Consider the following 19,195-nt stretch of genomic DNA (forward strand, 5'->3'; position numbering starts at 1 on the left):
TCCCGCCAGGACGACGCGATGAACCGAGTGTTGTACCCAGGTACCTTCGACCCTATTACCAAGGGCCACGGCGATCTGGTCGAGCGCGCCTCCCGGCTGTTCGACCACGTGATCATCGCCGTTGCCGCCAGCCCCAAGAAAAACCCGCTGTTCCCCCTGGAACAACGCGTGGAACTGGCGCAAGAGGTGACCAAGCACCTGCCCAACGTTGAAGTCGTCGGCTTCTCGACCCTGCTGGCGCACTTTGCCAAGGAGCAGAACGCCAATGTCTTTCTGCGGGGCCTGCGAGCGGTTTCGGACTTTGAATACGAGTTCCAGCTGGCCAACATGAACCGCCAACTGGCGCCGGACGTGGAAAGCCTGTTCCTGACGCCGTCGGAGCGCTACTCGTTCATTTCCTCGACGCTGGTTCGTGAAATTGCTGCCCTGGGTGGCGATATCACCAAGTTCGTCCATCCGGCCGTCGCCGATGCACTGACCCTGCGCTTCAAGAAATAAGCCGTGCGGCCCCGCAGAGGGGCCCTTGCCAGGCGTCAGCCATCGCGCCCGCGTGCACTACGGGCGTCAATACGGCACAATTGCGCGCATTCGTTTTTACATGCCCGGGCCTGCCGCCCAGGCCGGAGTCCCCCATGTCCCTGATCATCACCGACGATTGCATCAACTGCGACGTCTGCGAACCCGAGTGCCCCAACGCGGCCATCTCCCAAGGCGAGGAGATCTACGTCATCGATCCGAACCTGTGCACCCAGTGCGTCGGCCACTACGACGAGCCGCAATGCCAACAGGTATGCCCGGTGGATTGCATTCCGCTGGATGAGGCGCGTCCGGAAACCGAAGAAGAGTTGATGGCCAAGTACCGGAAGATCACCGGCAAGGCTTGAGGAATTCAGCGGCCCTTCAGGGCATTTTCGCCGGCAAACCGGCTCCTACGGCGTTCGTAGGAGCCGGCTTGCCGGCGCAGCTTCTCAGCGCTGGCAACGTGGGCAGTAGACGCTGGCCCGCTGGCCCAGCTTGATCTCCCGCAGCCCCGTGCCGCAGACCTTGCAGTGCTCCCCGCCACGTCCGTAGACGAACAGCTCCTGCTGGAAGTACCCAGGCTGGCCGTCGCCGCCGATAAAGTCGCGCAAGGTGGTGCCGCCCCGCTCGATGGCCGCCGCCAGGATGCGTTTGATCTCGATCGCCAGTTGCAGATAGCGGGCCCGGGAAATGCCCTTGGCTTCACGACGTGGATCGATGCCTGCGGCGAACAGTGCCTCGGTCGCATAGATATTGCCCACCCCCACTACCACCGCGTTGTCCATGATGAACGGTTTGACCGCCATGGAGCGTCCCCGGGATAGCTGGAACAGGCGCTCACCATCGAACAGGTCGGTCAGCGGCTCCGGCCCCAGGCGCGCCAGCAGCTCGTGGTTCAGCGGGTCCAGGCTCCAGAGCATGGCGCCAAACCGGCGCGGGTCGGTGTAGCGCAGGGCCAGGCCCGACTCCAGTTCGATATCCACATGTTCGTGCTTGGCCGCCGGCAGGCCGATTTCCACCAGGCGCAGATTGCCCGACATGCCCAGATGACTGATGAGGGTGCCGACCTCGGCATTGATCAGCAGGTACTTGGCCCGACGATCCACCTGGACGATGCGCTGCCCGGACAGGCGCACATCCAGATCCTCGGGGATCGGCCAGCGCAAACGCCGGTCACGGACGATGACCCGACTGACCTTCTGGCCTTCCAGGTGCGGTGCGATCCCGCGCCGGGTGGTTTCGACTTCAGGTAATTCAGGCATGTCCGCCCCTGGCACTCATTGCGAAATGAACAATCAGTGTGCGCCCAGCTCGCGCACGGTTTCCTTGAGGTTCTCGAAGTCGTAATCCGACAGACCGACGTAGTCGAGAATCAGATGGCCGATGCTGTTCCACTCGTGATCTTCCACCTGGTTGCCCAGCACCCGGTAGGACGCGCAGATGTGCTCGGCCATTTTCAGGATCGCCAGCAGGTTCTTCAGCTGGCTGTTGCGCGAGGACTCGTCGCTGAAGATCGCCAGGGCGTTGTGGTGATTGGCGATGGCATTGGTCACATGCTCCGGCAAGCGCCAGGACTTGGCGGTGTAGTACCCCACCACCGCGTGGTTGGTGTTGAAGGCACGGTTTTCCGTATCCACCACCCGCTGCTCCGGCCCGGCACTGCCATAGGCTTCTTCCAGCACGCTCATGTAATCGGGGAAACGCTTGAGCATCAGCGGCACGCCGCAGTCGTGGAACAGCCCCAGGGCGTAGGCTTCATCCACCGCCTGGGAGCCGGTGCGCTTGGCCAGGGTCAGGCAGGTCATGGCCACATCCTGGGCGGTGTCCCAGAAGCGGTTGAGGGTGACGATGGTTTCATCGCTCATCTCGCCCTTGATCGACTGCGCGTTGATCAGGTTGATGATCGAGCGGCTGCCCAAGAGATTCACCGCGCGCTGGATCGAGGCAATCTTGTTGCTCAAGCCGTAATACGGCGAATTGACGATCTTCAGCAGCGCGCCGGACAGGCCCGGGTCCTGGGATATCAGCTTGGCAATCACTTCCAGGTCGGGGTCGGGCATGTACTGCTCCATCTGCAAATCCACCATGATTTGCGGTTGAGGCGGCACGCTGATGCCTTGCAGGGCCTGCTGAATCTGTTCGGCTGATAGCTCTTGGGACATAAGTACACACTCTGGCTGAGGCGGCGATTCTAACCTCTAACGAGCCAATGTTGGGCGAACGGACAGGAACTTTACCCTGCGCCTTTAGCCGCAGGTCCATTGGCCGTCGCTGAAGTTGCGCAGCAAGGTATAATCGCGCCCTTTTTTCCGGAGCGACGTCATGTCCCTGCCAAGCCTGCGCCTCAAAGCCAACGCCGATCGCCGCCTGCGCGCCGGCCACCTGTGGGTCTACAGCAACGAAATCGATGTAGCCGCCACCCCTCTGCACGGCTTCAAGGCAGGCGACCAGGCGGTACTGGAAGCCGCCGGCGGCAAGCCCCTGGGCGTCGTCGCCATGAGCCCGAACAACCTGATCTGCGCCCGCCTGCTGTCCCGGGACGCCAAGCTGGCCCTGGACAAGTCGCTGCTGGTGCACCGCCTGAACGTGGCCCTGTCCCTGCGCGAGCGCCTGTTCGACAAGCCGTTCTACCGCCTGGTCTACGGCGACTCCGACCTGCTGCCGGGCCTGGTGGTCGACCGTTTTGGCGACATCCTGGTGGTACAGATCGCCTCGGCGACCATGGAAACCCACAAGGACGACGTGATTGCCGCCCTGACCCAGGTGCTCAAGCCCAGCGGCATCCTGTTCAAGAACGATTCCGCCGCCCGTGACGCCGAAGGCCTGAACCGCTACGTGGAAACCGTGTTCGGCCTGGTGCCGGAGTGGGTTGCCCTGGAAGAGAACGGCGTCAAGTTCGAAGCCCCGGTGATCCAGGGCCAGAAAACCGGCTGGTTCTACGACCACCGCATGAACCGCGCCCGCCTGGCGCCGTACGCCAAGGGCAAGCGCGTGCTGGACCTGTACAGCTACATCGGCGGCTGGGGGGTGCAAGCCGCGGCGTTCGGCGCCAGTGAAGTGTTCTGCGTCGATGCCTCGGCCTTCGCCCTCGATGGCGTGGAGCGCAACGCTGCGCTGAACGGTTTCGCCGAGAAAATGACCTGCATCGAAGGCGACGTCTTCGAAGCCCTGAAAGAACTGAAAGCCAGTGAAGAGCGCTTCGACGTGATCGTTGCCGACCCACCCGCCTTCATCAAGCGCAAGAAAGACCTGAAGAACGGCGAAGGCGCCTACCGCCGCCTGAACGAGCAAGCCATGCGCCTGCTCAACAAGGACGGCATCCTGGTCAGCGCCTCGTGCTCGATGCACCTGCCCGAGGACGACCTGCAGAACATCCTGCTGACCAGTGCCCGTCACCTGGACCGCAATATCCAACTGCTGGAACGCGGTGGCCAGGGCCCGGATCACCCGGTGCACCCAGCCATCCCGGAAACCCGCTACATCAAGAGCATCACCTGCCGCCTGCTGCCTAACAGCTGAGCCCGGGCCGACGGCCATTCCCGCCTAGCGCGGGAATGGCCACCGCCCTCGATTGACTTTGCACGACCACGGTTCGATTCTCGGCACCTTCTCAAGGACCGAGAGCACCACACCATGGGCCACTCCCCCGCCACCCCGAACAAGACCTCGGTAGTCATTCTGCTGCTGAGCGCTGCCGCCCTGGGCCTGAACAGCCTGGTCAATCGTCGCTATCAGGGCGCTTGCGTCTGAAGATCGCGCAGACGGCACAAATCCCTGAGGTACAGCAGGAAGGAAAACGCCAAGGGCGGGCCAGTGAAGTAGCGCAAGGACAAAAACCCGCTCTTGAAGGGGTCCAGATGGTGCTCGCGGGTCCAGAAATCGAACAACGCCTGCACCAGCCACGCAGCGCAAAGAGCCACCAGCATCCAGGCTCCGTCCCCCAACAGCCGTCGTTTAAAACCGTCACGTCCCGGCAGCCAGCTGGCGCTGAGTAGCGTCATCAGCAGCAGGAACGCCACCACGCTGTAGATCACCCCGCGGGTAAAGGGCAACTCGCTGCAGGCCAGCACCGCCACCGCCGCCGCAAAGGCCAGCAACAGCGCGGCCTTCCAGGTGCGCCACTGGCGCCGCTGCCCGGCCAGCAGTTGCACGAAGCCGCCGCCCGTCAGCAGGGCCGCGCCCACCACGGCCATGGTGCTGCCGGGCCAGTCGCTATAGAGCACCAGCCACATCAGCATCAGCCCTTGCAGCAGGCCCGTGCCGAGGTAGAACCTCAGGGATCGCATGTTCGCGGACATTCCAGCTCCATTGGAAGGTGATCGAGGGGCGGCGAGTCTAAACCAGGAGCGGCCAGGCGGGCAGCCTCCCTCTCAGATCCTGGCAATCGCACGCCACAGAGCGGCCACGGCATTCCTTCCTGACGCCAGCGGTGTAGAATCGGCGGATTCATCGCCAGTCATCCCCCGGCGGGTTTATGAGCTCAGGCTGAGGCGCGCGGCGATCCCGCGGCGTCATCGGCAGCTTTCGGACACACGGCCATTTCTGAGTGTTCCCAAGGTCAATAGAAGCTCACTCCCCATTTGTTCCCTGATTAGCCGCCCGGAGTGCTCCATGCCTGATTACCGCTCGAAAACATCCACCCACGGCCGCAATATGGCCGGTGCTCGCGCCCTGTGGCGCGCCACGGGGATGAAAGATGACGACTTCAAGAAGCCGATCATCGCCATTGCCAACTCCTTCACCCAGTTCGTCCCGGGGCACGTGCACCTGAAGGACCTGGGTCAGCTGGTGGCCCGTGAGATCGAACGCGCCGGTGGCGTGGCCAAGGAATTCAACACCATCGCCGTGGACGACGGCATCGCCATGGGCCACGACGGCATGCTGTATTCCCTGCCGAGCCGCGAGATCATCGCCGACTCCGTGGAATACATGGTCAACGCCCACTGCGCCGACGCCATCGTCTGCATCTCCAACTGCGACAAGATCACCCCCGGCATGCTGATGGCCGCCCTGCGCCTGAACATCCCGGTGATCTTCGTCTCCGGCGGCCCGATGGAAGCCGGCAAGACCAAGCTCGCCAGCCACGGCCTGGACCTGGTGGACGCCATGGTCATCGCCGCCGACTCCAGCGCTTCTGACGAGAAGGTTGCCGAGTACGAGCGCAGCGCCTGCCCGACCTGCGGTTCGTGCTCCGGCATGTTCACCGCCAACTCCATGAACTGCCTGACCGAAGCTCTGGGCCTGGCCCTGCCGGGCAACGGTTCGACCCTGGCCACCCACAGCGACCGCGAAGAGCTGTTCCTGCGGGCCGGGCGCACCATCGTCGAGCTGTGCCAGCGCTACTACGGCGACAACGACGAGTCGGTGCTGCCGCGCAACATCGCCAACTTCAAGGCGTTCGAGAACGCCATGACCCTGGACATCGCCATGGGCGGTTCCACCAACACCATCCTGCACCTGCTGGCCGCCGCCCAGGAAGCCGAGATCGACTTCGACCTGCGGGACATCGATCGCCTCTCGCGCCATGTGCCGCAGCTGTGCAAAGTGGCGCCGAACATCCAGAAGTACCACATGGAAGACGTGCACCGCGCCGGCGGCATCTTCAGCATCCTCGGCGAACTGGCCCGTGGCGGGCTGCTGCACACCGACCTGCCCACCGTGCACAGCAAGACCCTGGCCGAGGGCATCGCCCAGTGGGACATCACCCAGACCAGCGACGAAGCCGTGCATCACTTCTTCAAGGCCGGCCCGGCGGGCATCCCGACCCAGACCGCCTTCAGCCAGTCGACCCGTTGGGACAGCCTGGATGACGACCGTGAAAACGGTTGCATCCGCAGCGTCGAACACGCCTATTCCAAAGAAGGTGGCCTGGCCGTGCTCTACGGCAACATTGCCCTGGACGGCTGCGTGGTGAAGACCGCCGGTGTCGACGAGTCGATCCACGTGTTCGAAGGCAACGCCAAGATCTTCGAAAGCCAGGACAGCGCCGTGCGCGGCATCCTCGCCGACGAAGTGAAAGAAGGCGACATCGTGATCATCCGTTACGAAGGTCCGAAAGGCGGCCCGGGCATGCAGGAAATGCTCTATCCGACCTCCTACCTGAAGTCCAAGGGTCTGGGCAAAGCCTGCGCCCTGCTCACCGACGGCCGCTTCTCCGGCGGCACTTCGGGCCTGTCCATCGGCCACGCCTCGCCAGAAGCGGCAGCCGGCGGCGCCATCGGCCTGGTGCAGGACGGCGACAAGGTACTGATCGACATTCCCAACCGCTCGATCAACCTGTTGGTCAGCGATGAGGAACTGGCGGCGCGCCGCGTCGAACAGGACAAGAAAGGCTGGAAGCCAGTGGAAGCTCGCCCACGTAAAGTGACCACCGCGCTGAAGGCCTACGCCCTGCTGGCCACCAGCGCCGACAAGGGCGCGGTACGCAACAAGGCCATGCTCGACGGCCTGTGATCGTCGCCCGCAAATGAAAATGCCCCGCCAAGTGCGGGGCATTTTTTTGGCCTTGCATCGCCCTTGCGGACGCCTTCGCTGGCAAGCCAGCTCCTACAGCAGCATTCGGGGTGCTGGTGGCGCCAGCATAGGAGCCGGTTCCGGGTTCTCAGGGCATGCGTTCGCCCAACTGCCCGCGCAGGAAGCGGTACAGGCCATCGGCACTCTTGCGATAGCCGTCGGCGGTCAGGTGCACCAGGTCGTTACGCGCCAGGTCGCTGCCCTGCCATTTGCTGATGGAGCAATCCCCGCCCATGAACGCCTGCCAGTCCCAGAACAGCGTGCGACTGGTCTTCGCCACGTCCTTCTGGATCTGCACGATCTGCCGCAGCGGTTGCGGTTGGGAAGCCGCGCAGCTGCCGGCATTGCGGCGCTTGATGGAGTCCGGCGGCCCCACCAGCAGGATCACGGCCTTGGGCAGGTTCTTGCGCAGCAGCCTGACCTTTTCCTGCAACTGGCTGCGGTACAGCTGCAGATCCAGATCGTCATCGAAGGCTTCGTTGGTGCCATAGGCCAGCACCACCATGTCCGGGCGCAGGGCCTTGAGGGTTTCCAGCCAGCCGGGCTGCCACTTGTCCAGCACATCCAGGCGCGCGCCATTGATGCCCAGGGAGGAGTAGATCACCCCAGCACTCTTCTGCCCGAGGATGTTCCAGCCGCCCAGGGCCAGGCCCTGGTTGTTGGCCACGTTAAAGTCCAGCGGCAGGGTCAGGTTGTTGAACGGCGGGCTGAAGCGCCACTGGCCCCCGGTGGCGGCCAGCATGCGGCTGCTTTTGTTGAGGTTGTCCCGAGCAGTCAGGGTGTTGTTGCTGGACGCCTGGTACAGCGCGGAAATGCGGTACTGCTGGTTGCTCGGCTGGCGCTCGGCGATATGCACCCGCGCCCCCGGGGTCATCGGCAGCGACAGGTAACCGCCCAGGGGAAACTGGTTGCTCTGCTGGTTGCGCGCCGATACCAGGGACCACTGGCGCTTGGCAGCCCCGAGGATCACTCGCTCATAGCGGGTGCCGGGCACCGGTGTGGCCGCCACGAAACCAATGCCGCCATCGCCGTACTGCGCTTGCAGCAGACGGCGCATCTCGCCGCTGAACAGGTCGGCGGCGGTATGGGAGTCACCCAGTTGCACGATGTTGATGGGGGTGCGGTTGGAGGTGCTGAACTTGCGCGCCAGCAGTGCCAGGTTCGGGTCGGTGCCGGTGGTCACGACTTTCTTGGTTCCGCTCCCGGACCGGGCCAGGGCCGAGGCCGGAGTGGCCTGGACCTCGGTGGTCGGGCTGCAACTGCTCAGCAAGGTAATGCCCAGCAACAGCGCAATGCCTTGCAGTCGCCCCATATCAGTGCTCCGTCAATTGTTGACTGGGAAAATTGATCAGCGAGATCACACGCTCAGCGATCAGCTTCTGCCCAGTGGTGGTGAAATGAATACCGTCGTCGACCCGGGTCTTGACCTTCTTGCCATCGCCGGTGGTGCGGTAATAGGAAAACTCGTCGCTCTGGTAGCCGAGAATCTCGTTGGCCGAGACGAAATGCTGCTGATAGCGCTCGATCTGGCTCTTGTACAGGTCGCTCAGGTAAGCCATGGCCGTAGACAGCTTGGGCTTCTCCATGTTCGGCGGACCGACCCAGATCACTTGCACATTGTGGGCCTGGGCGGTGTCGAGGATCGAATCGATGCGCTGGCGATAGGCTGCTTCCCAGTCCGGGGTCTTGAAACGCAGGAACGGTTTGCCCTTGACCACCGGCATGTCCCACGGATCGTTGGGACCGAGGAAGATCACCATCAGGCGGATGTTGGGGTTGCTGGCCAAGGTGCTCTCAACGGTCTTGGGCCAGTTGAAGAAGCTCGGGTATGCAAGGCCAGTGCTCTGCTTGCTGAGGTTGAGGCTCTTGACGTTGTAGCGTTTGCGCAAGGTGTTGGCCATGTGCGGCGCCACGCCCTGCATCAAGGAATCACCGACGAAGAACACCTCATCCCCCGTGGCCAGGCTGGCCATCAGCGGTGCCGTGCGTCCCGGCTCGACCTGAGGCGGATGGCTGACCACAGGAGCCACGGCCACTGGCTGCGGATGCACCGGGGCCGGGACAGGAGCCTGGGTGGCCGTATGGGTCGGTGCCGCGTGCGCAGCACTCAGCGGCGGATGCTCGGGCGCCGGCGCGGTCGCGACCTTCGGCAACGGCGCAGGCTCTTCGTCCGCGGCTGCTTCAGCCTGGGCCACCAGGCTCAGGTCGGCGGTTGCGGCAAAGCTGCCGACAAAGGCCACCCGGGCATTTTCCAGGGCCTGGTTGAGCTGTGCGCCAAAGCGCCACTGCGGGTTCTGCGACAGCCCCGGGATCTCGCAGTCATCGTGGTACTTCTGCTGGCAGTAGAGACGGATCGACTGCTGGTTGAACCACACCAGTAACAGGCTGGTCACCACCAGGGCATAGAACACCTTGGCTGCGCTGCCGAGGCTGACCGATAAGGGCGAACGGTTAGAAACTGGCATAGATGAACCCCGGCACGCCCGACGGTGAGGCGAAGATGACTACGCAGATGAACAGCCCCAGCGGCACTGGATACAACAGCCATGGCAAGCCGGTGGCGGCGGCGAACAGGCGCTGCAGCAGCGCCACGATCCGTGGGTAGAAGGCGACGAACAACAGGCAGCCCAACAGGCTCAAGGCGCTGCTGGCCAGCCCGCTGAAGGACAGGCCGCCCAGGCCACTGAGCATGTCCATGGCGTCGGACAAGGTCGCGCAGCGGAAGAAGATCCAGGCAAAGGCCACGTAGTGGAAGGTCAGCAGGCGAGCCATCAGGTCCGAGCCGATCCAGCTCGGCCCCCGGGCCAGCAACGGGCTGCACAGTTTGTACAGCGCCAGGCCAACGCCGTGCAGCGCGCCCCAGATAATGAAGTTGGCGCTGGCGCCGTGCCACAGGCCAGAGATCAGCATCGCCAGCAGCATGTTCAGGTTGCCGCGCCACACCGGCCCCCGGTTGCCCCCCAGCGGGATGTACACGTAGTCACGGATGAAGGTCGACAGGCTGATGTGCCAGCGCCCCCAGAACTCCTTGAGGTTGCGCGCCGCATAGGGGTAGTTGAAGTTCAACGGCAGACGGAAGCCCAGCAACAGGGCGATACCGGTCACCAGATCGGTGTAGCCGCTGAAGTTGAAGTAGATCAGGAACGAATAGCCGTACACCGCCCGCAGGATCTGCTCGGCCGAGAAGGCCACCGGGCTGTCGAACACCGGGTCGACCCATTCATTGGCCAGCCACGAGCTGAGGAAGAACAGTTTGACCACCGCCACGGCGATCAGGCCCAGGGCCCGTTGCGGCTCCAGCACCTGACGCAACTGCGGCGGGTTGATCTGTTCCAGCATGGGGATCGCCCGGTTCACCGGACCGGCAATCAGGCTGGGGAAAAACGCCAGGTACAGCGCCAGGTCGAAGGGCGAACCCGGCGTCAGCTCTCGACGGTTGATCGACACCAGGTAGCTGACCGAGTGGAAGGCATAGAACGACAGCCCCACCGGCAACAGCACCTCCAGCAGCGGCAACGACACTTCCATACCGAACTGGGCGAAGGCGTTCTGCACCGTGCTGGTGAAGAAATCCTGGTACTTGAACAGGTAAAAGGCCCCGAGCACCAGCAGCAACATCAGGCCATTGACCCAGCCCCGCCCGGGGTAACGCTGGCTCAACAGGCCGAGCAGATACACCAGGGCCGTATAGCCCAGCAGGATGTAGAGAAAGTTCAGGCTGAAGCTGGCGAGGATCGCGTAGCTGGCGGCCAGTAGCAGGCCGTTCTGCAGGCGCAGGCTGAAGCCCAACCCCCAATAAAGAATGAAGAACAGGATGAAACAGAGGCCGAATTCGATCGAGAGATAGCTCACAACGTAGTCCATTACGTGCAGACGGGGACAAACCCGGCACAGGGAGAGCAGGCAGGAGGAGTGGAAACGGGCGCGATTATGGCAGAGGGGGTTTGGCAGTCACAAGTTGAAACATTCTCCGCCTATAGCGGACGCCGGCTCCGCACCGGGCGACAGGCGCCCCTTGCAGGAGCTGGCTTGCCAGCGAAAGCGTCCACAAGGGCGATGCCAGATCCAAGGACCTCTTCGCCGGCAAGCCGGCTCCTACGGATGAAAGCGGCTTGGCGGATCGGTTTACCGTAGGAGCTGGCTTGCCAGCGAAAGCGTCCGCGAGGACGGCGCCAGACCCAAAGGCCTGTTCGCCGGCAAGCCGGCTCCTACAGAGGGGCGGTGTAGAGGCAGGATTACTGGATGTCTTCGGGCTTGACGATTACCCAGTTCTTGTCCGCCGTCACCGGCAGCCCTTCCTTGGCCTGGGCCGCGGCGTGCTTGGCCATCATGCCGTTGAGCTGGGTCATGTACTTGTCCTTGCGGTTGATCCACAGGTGGATGCCGCCCTTGGCCACGTCCACATCATGGAACAGCATGTAGCCGTCGCTGGTCGGAGTGTCGCCGCCCACCAGCACCGGTTTCTTCCACTCGTCGATGTAGGTCAGGATCGCCGCGTGCTTGCCCGCCATCCAGGTGGCCGGGGTCCACAGGTAAGGCGTCAGCTCCAGGCCAAGGTTGGCTTTCTCGTCGTACTTGCCGTCGGTGATCTGCTTGCGCGCGGTGGTCAGGGCGCCGGTCTTGCGGTCCTTGAGCAGGGTGGTCACGCCAATCACGTTCTGCGGCTTGACGTTGTAGCCGTACTTGGGATCGGAGGCGACCATGCGCACCAGCTCTTCGGAGGCGGCGGTCATCACATAGACCTCGATACCGTTCTCCATCAGTTTGTTGTACAGCTCGGTCTGGCCGGTGAAGACCTTGGGCGGGTTGACCTCGATGGTCTTGACCACGTCACCGTCGTAATAGGTGCTCGGCACCGGCTTGCCGGAGGCCATCAGCTCGTCGACGTAGCCCTTGAGTTCCTTGAGGGTGAAGCCGGAGAACACCTGCGCCACCCAGGGGTAGCAGACCATGTCGTCGATTTCACACAGGCGGTAGTAGTAGCTGAACAGGCTTTCCTTGTGCTCGGCGGTATCCTTGAACGGAATCAGTTTCAGCGACGGGTCGAGGCTCTCGCGGGTGATCAGCCCCTTGTTTTCCATGAAGGGCAGCAGGGACTCTTCCAGGTCGTAGCGATAACTGGTGTTGTCCATGTCGAACACCGCGAAGTTACCCTTGTTGGCGTTGGCCGCGATCATCGCGTCCAGCTGCTTGGCCTGCTCCTGCGGCCAGTGCTTCAACTCGGTAGCGAAGGCCTGGCCGGCAAGGCCCAGGCAGAGTGCAACGGCTAGAAATTTCGGCGCGAACTTCATCTGCGGTTTCTCCCTGAGTGAAAGGTTCGACGCTAACAAATCCCTGTGACAGTTCCCGTCTCTACACGACCGCTTGCGTCCCGAGAGCGCCAACCACATGCGCCTGAGCGTCAGCCGCTTATTCCAAAAACGACAGTTGCCATGCGATATCGTTATTAATTCAATAGATTTCAAGCTGTTAGGCTTGCCGGTTCGCAATCGCCCTGAGCCGCGATTGACACAAGTCTTATCGGAGCCCCAATGAATCTGCCGCTGATCCTCAACCTGCTGGTGTTCCTGGCCCTGCTGCTGGGCCTGGCACAAACCCGCCACACCACCTGGAGCCTGGCCAAGAAGGTCCTGCTGGCCCTGGTGCTGGGCGTGGTCTTCGGCATCGCCCTGCACAGCCTCTACGGCGCCGGCCACCCGGTGCTCAAGGCCTCCATCAGCTGGTTCGACCTGGTGGGCAATGGCTACGTGCAGTTGCTGCAGATGATCGTGATCCCACTGGTGTTCGCCTCGATCCTCAGCGCCGTGGCCCGCCTGCACAACGCCTCGTCCCTGGGCAAGATCAGCTTCCTGACCATCGGCACCCTGCTGTTCACCACCGCCATCGCAGCGCTGGTGGGCATCGGCCTGACCAACCTGTTCGGCCTGACGGCCGAAGGGCTGGTGGCCGGCACCCAGGAAATGGCCCGCCTGCAAGTGATCCAGAGCGATTACGCCGGCAAGGTCGCCGACCTCAACGTGCCGCAGCTGCTGCTGTCGTTCATCCCGCAGAACCCTTTCGCCGACCTGGCCCGGGCCAAGCCGACCTCGATCATCAGCGTGGTGATCTTCGCCGCCTTCCTCGGTGTCGCGGCGCTGCAATTGCTCAAGGATGACGCCGACAAAGGGCAGAAAGTGCTCAACGCCATCGACACCTTGCAAGCCTGGGTGATGCGCCTGGTGCGCCTGGTGATGAAGCTGACCCCGTACGGCGTGCTGGCGCTGATGACCAAGGTGGTGGCCGGCTCCAACCTGCAGGACATCATCAAGCTCGGCAGTTTCGTGGTGGTGTCCTACCTCGGCCTGGGCCTGATGTTCGTGGTCCACGGCCTGCTGGTGGCCCTGGCCGGGATCAACCCGCTGCGCTTCTTCCGCAAGATCTGGCCGGTGCTGACCTTCGCCTTCACCAGCCGCTCCAGCGCCGCCAGCATTCCCCTGAGCATCGAAGCCCAGACCAGGCGCCTGGGCATTCCCCAGTCCATCGCCAGCTTTGCCGCTTCGTTCGGCGCCACCATCGGCCAGAACGGCTGCGCCGGCCTGTACCCGGCCATGCTGGCGGTGATGGTTGCCCCCACCGTGGGCATCAACCCGCTGGACCCGCTGTGGATCGCCACCCTGGTGGCTATCGTGACCTTGAGTTCCGCCGGTGTGGCGGGCGTGGGCGGCGGCGCGACCTTCGCCGCACTGATCGTACTACCGGCCATGGGCTTGCCGGTGTCGTTGGTGGCGTTGCTGATTTCCGTGGAGCCGCTGATCGACATGGGCCGCACGGCGTTGAACGTCAGCGGTTCGATGACCGCCGGCGCCATCACCAGCCAAGTGATGCAGCAAACCGACAAGGCGTTGCTGGACGCCGATGAGCACGCGGAACTGGCTCAGGCTTGATTGACCTCTTCGCCGGCAAGCCACCTCCTACAAGGGACGACTTGCCGGCGAAGCGCTTAACGCTTCTCCCACACCTCGAAGCGGTACGCCGGCTTGTCCCCTTCCGGCGGATTCGGCACATCCGACACCAACTGCCATTGGTCCAGATCGAACACTGGAAACCAGGCATCCCCTTCCGGGCTCAAGGCCACCCGCGTCAGATACAGACGATCGGCCTGCTCCAGGCCTTGGCTATAGAGCTGCGCGCCGCCAATCAGCATCAGCTCGTCGGCCCCCTGCTCCAGGGCCCACTCCTCGGCCCGCGCTACCGCGGCCGCCAATGACGGATAGACCTCGGCACCTTCGAGCACCAGATCGGTCTGACGACTGACCACGATATTCAACCGCCCCGGCAAGGGCCGGCCCAAGGAATCCCAGGTCTTGCGCCCCATGATGATCGGCTTGCCCAGGGTCGTGGCCTTGAAGTATTTGAAATCCCCCGGCAGGTGCCAGGGCATGCTGTTGTCGACGCCGATCACGCGGTTTTCACCGAGGGCCGCGATCAGGCTGAGAGGGAGAGATTTTTTCATGCCGGCGAGGATACCAGAGGGCCCAAGCCTGGCAACTTCACCCGACCGCCGCTGCAGCAGTTATGCTCAGCGCACTTTAAAGCGATGGAATGACGCGTGACTGCACTGACTCCCCTGCAACGACTGTGGCTGACCGAAACCGTGCGCCTGCGCGAGGAGCACGCCGGGCCACTGGACGATCAGGAAGCCAACCGCCTGGCCCGCAACCAGGGCGGCGACCTGGCGACCCGCATCCAGACCCGTGCCCTGTGGCTGGCCCAGCGCGACGGCCTGCACAGCGCTCTGCTGCACTGGCTGCAAGGCGCACGCCTGGCCTTGCTGATGCTGGCAGTATTGGCGGTCCTCAGCGGTGCCGGCCTGGCCTTCAGCGCCCTGGGCAACACCCAGCAACCGGTCAATGTGTTCTGGGCCCTGGGCAGCCTGCTGGGCCTGAACCTGATCCTGCTGCTGAGCTGGCTGATCGGTCTGCTGTTCGCCGGCGAGCACAGCGCCAGCCTGGGCCGGCTGTGGCTATGGCTGAGTGAAAAGTTCTCCCGCGACGCCAAAGCCGCGCAGTTGCCACCGGCCCTGTTGCTGTTGCTGCAGCGGCGCAAGCTCAATCGCTGGGCCCTGGGCGCCCTGGTCAACGGCCTGTGGTGCCTGGCCCTGTTCAGCGCCGTGGTCATGCTGCTGTTGCTGCTGACCACCCACCGCTACAGCTTTGTCTGGGAAAGCACCCTGCTGGGCGCCGATGCCTTCGTGGCCATTACCAACACCTTGAGTGCCCTGCCCCGTGGCCTGGGCTTTGGCGCGCCGAGCTTGGCGAGCATCCAGGCCAGCACCCGGGACGTCTACAACACCGAGCTGGTCCGCCAATCCTGGGCCATCTGGCTGGTGGTGCTGGTGGTGATCTACGGCGTACTGCCACGCCTGGTGCTGATGCTGTTCTGCCGCTGGCGCTGGAAACACGGTCTGGCCCGCCTGCAACTGGACCTCAAGCTGCCGGGCTACAGCCAGTTGCGTGAACGCCTGATGCCCAGTAGCGAACGCCTGGGAGTCAATGACGCGGCACCCGAGCAACTGCATCGCGTCGAAGGCGGTGTCAGCGCCCAGGACAGCAGCGGCGCCCTGCTGGTGGCCATCGAGCTGGACGAGCAGCGCCCCTGGCCACCGCAACTGCCGGACAGCGTCAAGAATGCCGGCATCCTCGACAGCCGCGAGTCGCGCAACCGCCTGCTGGAACAGATGAGCCGCTTCCCCCCGGCGCGCCTGGTGATCGCCTGCGATCCGCGACGCTCGCCGGATCGCGGCAGCCTGGGACTGATCGCCGAACTGGCCCGCAGCGCCACGGCCACCCGGGTCTGGCTGCTGCAAGCTCCGCCCGGCCAGGCCCTGGATGCCGACCGCCTGGGCGATTGGCACACCGCCCTGCAGCAGCTGGAGCTGCCGTTCGCCGATTGCGCGCCCCTCAACTGGCTGGAGACCGGTCATGACTGATGCTCGCCAAAAGCCGCTGAAACTGGCGGTGGTCGGCCACACCAACGTCGGCAAGACCTCGCTGCTGCGCACCCTGACCCGGGACGTGGACTTTGGCGAAGTCTCCCACCGCCCCAGCACCACCCGGCATGTGGAGGGCGCCCGCCTGTCGGTGGATGGCCAGCCCCTGCTGGAGCTCTACGACACCCCGGGCCTGGAAGACGCCATCGCCCTGCTGGACTATCTGGAGCGCCTGGAACGCCCGGGCGAGCGCCTGGACGGCCCGGCCCGGCTGGCACGCTTTCTCGACGGCAGCGAGGCTCGGCAACGCTTCGAGCAGGAAGCCAAGGTCCTGCGCCAGCTGCTGGCCTCGGACGCCGGGCTCTATGTGATCGACGCCCGGGAACCGGTGCTGGCCAAGTACCGGGATGAGCTGGAAGTGCTGAGCGGCTGCGGCAAGCCGCTGCTGCCGGTGCTGAACTTCGTCAGCAGCGCCGAGCAGCGTGAAGGCGATTGGCGCGAAGCCCTGGCCCGCCTGGGGCTACACGCCCTGGTGCGGTTCGACAGCGTGGCGCCACCGGAAGACGGCGAACGGCGCCTGTATGAAAGCCTGTCCCTGCTGCTGGAGCATGCGCGCCCGGCCTTGCAACGGCTGATCGACGACCAGCAGGCCCAACGCCTGGTGCGCCAGCAAAGTGCGGCACGGCTGATTGCCGAACTGCTGGTGGACTGCGCCGCCTGCCGCCGCAGCGTAGCCAGCGACACTCAGCAGGAACAGCAAGCCATCAGCGAGTTGCGTCAGGCGATTCGCCAGCGTGAACAGCGCTGCGTCGAAGCCCTGCTCAAGCTCTACGCTTTCCGCCCTCAAGACGCCTCGGCCAGCGATCTGCCGCTGCTGGATGGGCGCTGGGGCGACGACCTGTTCAACCCGGAAACCCTCAAGCAACTGGGGGTGCGTGTCGGTGGCGGGATTGCCGCGGGCGCGGCGGCCGGGGCCGGCGTGGATCTGCTGGTGGGCGGCTTGACCCTGGGCGCCGCGGCGCTGGCCGGGGCCATTGCCGGCGGCGCGCTGCAGACCGCACGCAGTTATGGCAGTCGCCTGCTGGGCAAGCTCAAGGGCCAGCGCGAATTGACCGTGGACGACAGCGTGCTGCGGCTGTTGGCCCTGCGTCAGCGGCAGCTGGTGCAGGCGCTGAACCTGCGCGGGCACGCGGCCATGGACAGCATCCGCCTGGCTACGCCGGAGGATAAGAGCTGGCGCGAGGGCAAGTTGCCGCCAGCCTTGAGCAAGGCTCGGGCTCATCCGCAGTGGTCGTCGCTCAATCCCCATGCGCGCCTGAGCCAGGCCGAGCGCCAGGAGCAGATCGAGGCGCTGGCTCAACATCTGCTGTAGCCGCTGCCGAGCCCGCGAGGCTGCGCCAAAGGCCGCAGGACCTTCAACACTCCCAAAAGCGGCGCCTCCTGCGGAGCCGTTCGCAGCCTGCGGCAGCGGCTACAAAAACCAGGCCCGAACCACGATCAAAGCAGCGCCAAGGCCTTGTCCTTGAGGATCTGCAGGTCCATCACCGGCACCCACATTTCCTTGGCCTGCTCGTCCCAGTGACGCATGCGCAAGCTCAACGCACACAGCGGGTCGAGTTCAAAGGCCGCCGCCTCTGCCGCGCTCATCACCCCACCCTGATACGCCAGGGTGCGTCGGCTGGCCTCGCTCAGCCGCTGGTAGTACCCCGGCTCCTTGAACGTCAGGTAACGCTTGGCCTGGACGTGGTATTCCACCAGTCGTGCCAGGCGCTCGCTGAAGCCCGCCCGGCGCAGATAATCGGCCCCCAGGCGCTCATGGCTGACCACGCCAAAACCGCCCATGTTCTCGGCATCCTGCTGACAGATGTGCCCGATATCGTGGAAGAACGCCGCCAGCACCACTTCGTCGTCATAACCTTCCGCCAGGGCCAACTGCGCCGCCTGGGACATATGCTCGATCTGCGACACCGGCTCGCCGATGTAGTCGTCATCGCCAAAGCGCTCGTACAGGCCGAAAACCTCATCAATCACTTGCTGGCGACTCATCACGCCTCCTCCAGTACCCGGACGATATTGCCCTCGGCCATGGCCGGACCGACGCTCATGCCGACCCCGGTGTGCATCAGCGCCACATGAACCCCAGGGGCGGCCTCCAGGAAGGAGAACGGCCCGGGCCCGCGAGCACCATAGACGCCCTGCCAGCGCTCCACCACCTGGACCTTGCAGCCCAGGGTCTGCTCGGCCAACTCGATCAACCAGTTATCCACCTGTTCGCCATTGAAAGGCGACGGATCGCTGCCGTAATCATGGGAATCGCCGATGATCACCTCACCATAGGGGGTTGGGCTGATCAGCAAGTGAATGCCGTGCTCATGCAGGTGTGGCGCTTCACGCAGGATCTGCGCCTGTACGGCGGCCGCTTCCGGCAGATCGGCAAAGGCGCCGTAATGCACGCAACTGAGCCCGGTGAGCAACGCATGTTGCAGGTTCAGGTTGACCTGGGGCCGGGCGCGAAGCATCTGCAAGCGGCAGATCTGCGGTTGCAAGGCGGCGATCTGCTCGGCCAGCAGGGTCTGATAATCGTGCCCCGAACACAGCACGATGCGTGGCGCGTGGAAGCGGCCAGCGGTGCTGTGCAGTTGCCCCGGCTCGATGTCACGCACCAGGGTCGAAAAGTGGAACTGCACCCCCAGGTCGCGGCGCAGATAGTCGATCAACAGCGGGATGGCTTCCCGGGAATACAGTTGCTGGTCGTCCAGACCGTGCAACGCCGCCCGGTGATGGCGGAATTGACCGCCGTACAGATCATTCAGCGCCGCGCCCTGAAGCAGCTCGACGCGGTAGCCGTGCTCGCGCGCGCGGCCGGCACAGAAGGCCTCCAGCAACTGCTCTTCGGCTTCGTTGCGGGCGAACAGGTAAGAACCGTTGCGCTTGAGTGGCAAGCCGGCCAGTTGCTGCCAGTCCGCCCAGATCTCTCGGCTGGCACGGGCCAGCTCCAGCATGGGGCCAGGTGGCTGGCCGGTGACCAGGGCCTGGCCGAAGTTGCGCACCGAAGCCCCCAGGGGCGTGGCGCTGCGCTCGAAAACTCGCACCCGCAGACCGCGTTTGGCAGCCGCGTAGGCGTGGGACAGGCCGAGGATGCCGGCGCCGACGATCAGTAGATCGCTGTGATGGGTCATGAGTGGTGTCCTGGTG

General features: G+C 64.2%; 17 protein-coding genes. 7 read left to right on the plus strand and 10 right to left on the minus strand.

The features are described from left to right. The first annotated feature begins 18 nt into the window (after positions 1-18). Both coaD and LOY69_RS28480 read left to right on the plus strand, forming a co-directional pair. The gene (gene coaD / locus LOY69_RS28475) at positions 19-498 is read left to right on the plus strand and encodes a pantetheine-phosphate adenylyltransferase (protein ID WP_003195136.1); all 480 of its coding nucleotides are present in this window, start codon (positions 19-21) and stop codon (positions 496-498) included. A 134-nt stretch (positions 499-632) separates the two neighbouring features. After that, positions 633-884 carry a YfhL family 4Fe-4S dicluster ferredoxin gene (locus LOY69_RS28480; RefSeq protein WP_011064042.1) on the plus strand — a complete coding sequence of 84 codons (252 nt, stop codon included), beginning with the start codon at positions 633-635 and terminating at the stop codon, positions 882-884. 84 nt (positions 885-968) lie between these two features. On the opposite strand, the gene mutM is transcribed toward LOY69_RS28480, so the two are convergent. Then, on the minus strand, positions 969-1,781 hold the full coding sequence (gene mutM / locus LOY69_RS28485) for a bifunctional DNA-formamidopyrimidine glycosylase/DNA-(apurinic or apyrimidinic site) lyase (RefSeq protein ID WP_102862102.1): 813 nt from the start codon (positions 1,779-1,781) through the stop codon (positions 969-971). A gap of 33 nt (positions 1,782-1,814) precedes the next feature. Next, the gene (locus LOY69_RS28490; RefSeq protein WP_162884160.1) at positions 1,815-2,627 is read right to left on the minus strand and encodes an HDOD domain-containing protein; all 813 of its coding nucleotides are present in this window, start codon (positions 2,625-2,627) and stop codon (positions 1,815-1,817) included. A 214-nt stretch (positions 2,628-2,841) separates the two neighbouring features. Here LOY69_RS28490 and LOY69_RS28495 point away from each other — a divergent pair, with 214 nt between their 5' ends. Then, the gene (locus LOY69_RS28495; protein WP_102862104.1) at positions 2,842-4,038 is read left to right on the plus strand and encodes a class I SAM-dependent rRNA methyltransferase; all 1,197 of its coding nucleotides are present in this window, start codon (positions 2,842-2,844) and stop codon (positions 4,036-4,038) included. Positions 4,039-4,250: 212 nt separating this feature from the next. On the opposite strand, the gene LOY69_RS28500 is transcribed toward LOY69_RS28495, so the two are convergent. Continuing rightward, on the minus strand, positions 4,251-4,817 hold the full coding sequence (locus tag LOY69_RS28500) for a hypothetical protein (protein WP_265073895.1): 567 nt from the start codon (positions 4,815-4,817) through the stop codon (positions 4,251-4,253). A 313-nt stretch (positions 4,818-5,130) separates the two neighbouring features. Between LOY69_RS28500 and ilvD the strand changes: the two genes are divergently transcribed. Continuing rightward, complete coding sequence (gene ilvD / locus LOY69_RS28505) at positions 5,131-6,972, plus strand: dihydroxy-acid dehydratase (RefSeq protein WP_102881185.1); 1,842 nt, start codon at positions 5,131-5,133, stop codon at positions 6,970-6,972. A gap of 148 nt (positions 6,973-7,120) precedes the next feature. Here the strand turns inward: ilvD and LOY69_RS28510 are convergent, their stop codons facing one another. From LOY69_RS28510 to LOY69_RS28525, 4 genes are all read right to left on the minus strand, one after another. Next, the gene (locus LOY69_RS28510; protein WP_207814979.1) at positions 7,121-8,344 is read right to left on the minus strand and encodes an SGNH/GDSL hydrolase family protein; all 1,224 of its coding nucleotides are present in this window, start codon (positions 8,342-8,344) and stop codon (positions 7,121-7,123) included. A 1-nt stretch (position 8,345) separates the two neighbouring features. Next, a complete protein-coding gene (locus LOY69_RS28515; protein WP_265073896.1) occupies positions 8,346-9,497 on the minus strand; it encodes a DUF459 domain-containing protein in 1,152 nt (383 codons plus the stop codon). After that, the gene (locus LOY69_RS28520) at positions 9,484-10,884 is read right to left on the minus strand and encodes an MBOAT family O-acyltransferase (protein WP_240322051.1); all 1,401 of its coding nucleotides are present in this window, start codon (positions 10,882-10,884) and stop codon (positions 9,484-9,486) included. Before LOY69_RS28520 ends, LOY69_RS28515 begins: the two co-directional genes overlap by 14 nt. Positions 10,885-11,267: 383 nt before the next feature. Next, positions 11,268-12,323 carry a haloacid dehalogenase-like hydrolase gene (locus LOY69_RS28525; protein WP_110594309.1) on the minus strand — a complete coding sequence of 352 codons (1,056 nt, stop codon included), beginning with the start codon at positions 12,321-12,323 and terminating at the stop codon, positions 11,268-11,270. Positions 12,324-12,563: 240 nt separating this feature from the next. On the opposite strand from LOY69_RS28525, the gene LOY69_RS28530 reads away from it, so the two are divergent. Next, a complete protein-coding gene (locus LOY69_RS28530) occupies positions 12,564-13,955 on the plus strand; it encodes an L-cystine transporter (protein ID WP_102881188.1) in 1,392 nt (463 codons plus the stop codon). A 56-nt stretch (positions 13,956-14,011) separates the two neighbouring features. Here the strand turns inward: LOY69_RS28530 and LOY69_RS28535 are convergent, their stop codons facing one another. Continuing rightward, a complete protein-coding gene (locus LOY69_RS28535) occupies positions 14,012-14,524 on the minus strand; it encodes a dihydrofolate reductase (protein ID WP_265073897.1) in 513 nt (170 codons plus the stop codon). A 96-nt stretch (positions 14,525-14,620) separates the two neighbouring features. Here LOY69_RS28535 and LOY69_RS28540 point away from each other — a divergent pair, with 96 nt between their 5' ends. Both LOY69_RS28540 and LOY69_RS28545 read left to right on the plus strand, forming a co-directional pair. Then, complete coding sequence (locus LOY69_RS28540; RefSeq protein ID WP_170001789.1) at positions 14,621-16,000, plus strand: DUF2868 domain-containing protein; 1,380 nt, start codon at positions 14,621-14,623, stop codon at positions 15,998-16,000. Further along, complete coding sequence (locus LOY69_RS28545; protein WP_110594304.1) at positions 15,993-17,372, plus strand: GTPase/DUF3482 domain-containing protein; 1,380 nt, start codon at positions 15,993-15,995, stop codon at positions 17,370-17,372. The genes LOY69_RS28540 and LOY69_RS28545 overlap by 8 nt, the downstream gene beginning before the upstream one ends. 125 nt (positions 17,373-17,497) lie before the next feature. Here LOY69_RS28545 and LOY69_RS28550 read toward each other — a convergent pair whose 3' ends face one another. Both LOY69_RS28550 and LOY69_RS28555 read right to left on the minus strand, forming a co-directional pair. Beyond that, entirely contained in the window at positions 17,498-18,046 is a 549-nt protein-coding gene (locus tag LOY69_RS28550) for a phosphonate degradation HD-domain oxygenase (protein ID WP_102881192.1), read from the minus strand. Continuing rightward, positions 18,046-19,179 (minus strand): TIGR03364 family FAD-dependent oxidoreductase, encoded by a 1,134-nt coding sequence (locus tag LOY69_RS28555; protein ID WP_213665213.1) that lies wholly within the window; start codon positions 19,177-19,179, stop codon positions 18,046-18,048. The genes LOY69_RS28550 and LOY69_RS28555 overlap by 1 nt, the downstream gene beginning before the upstream one ends. Positions 19,180-19,195: the final 16 nt, after the last annotated feature.

This window comes from Pseudomonas sp. B21-059 (assembly GCF_026016285.1).
GTDB lineage: Bacteria > Pseudomonadota > Gammaproteobacteria > Pseudomonadales > Pseudomonadaceae > Aquipseudomonas > Aquipseudomonas danubii.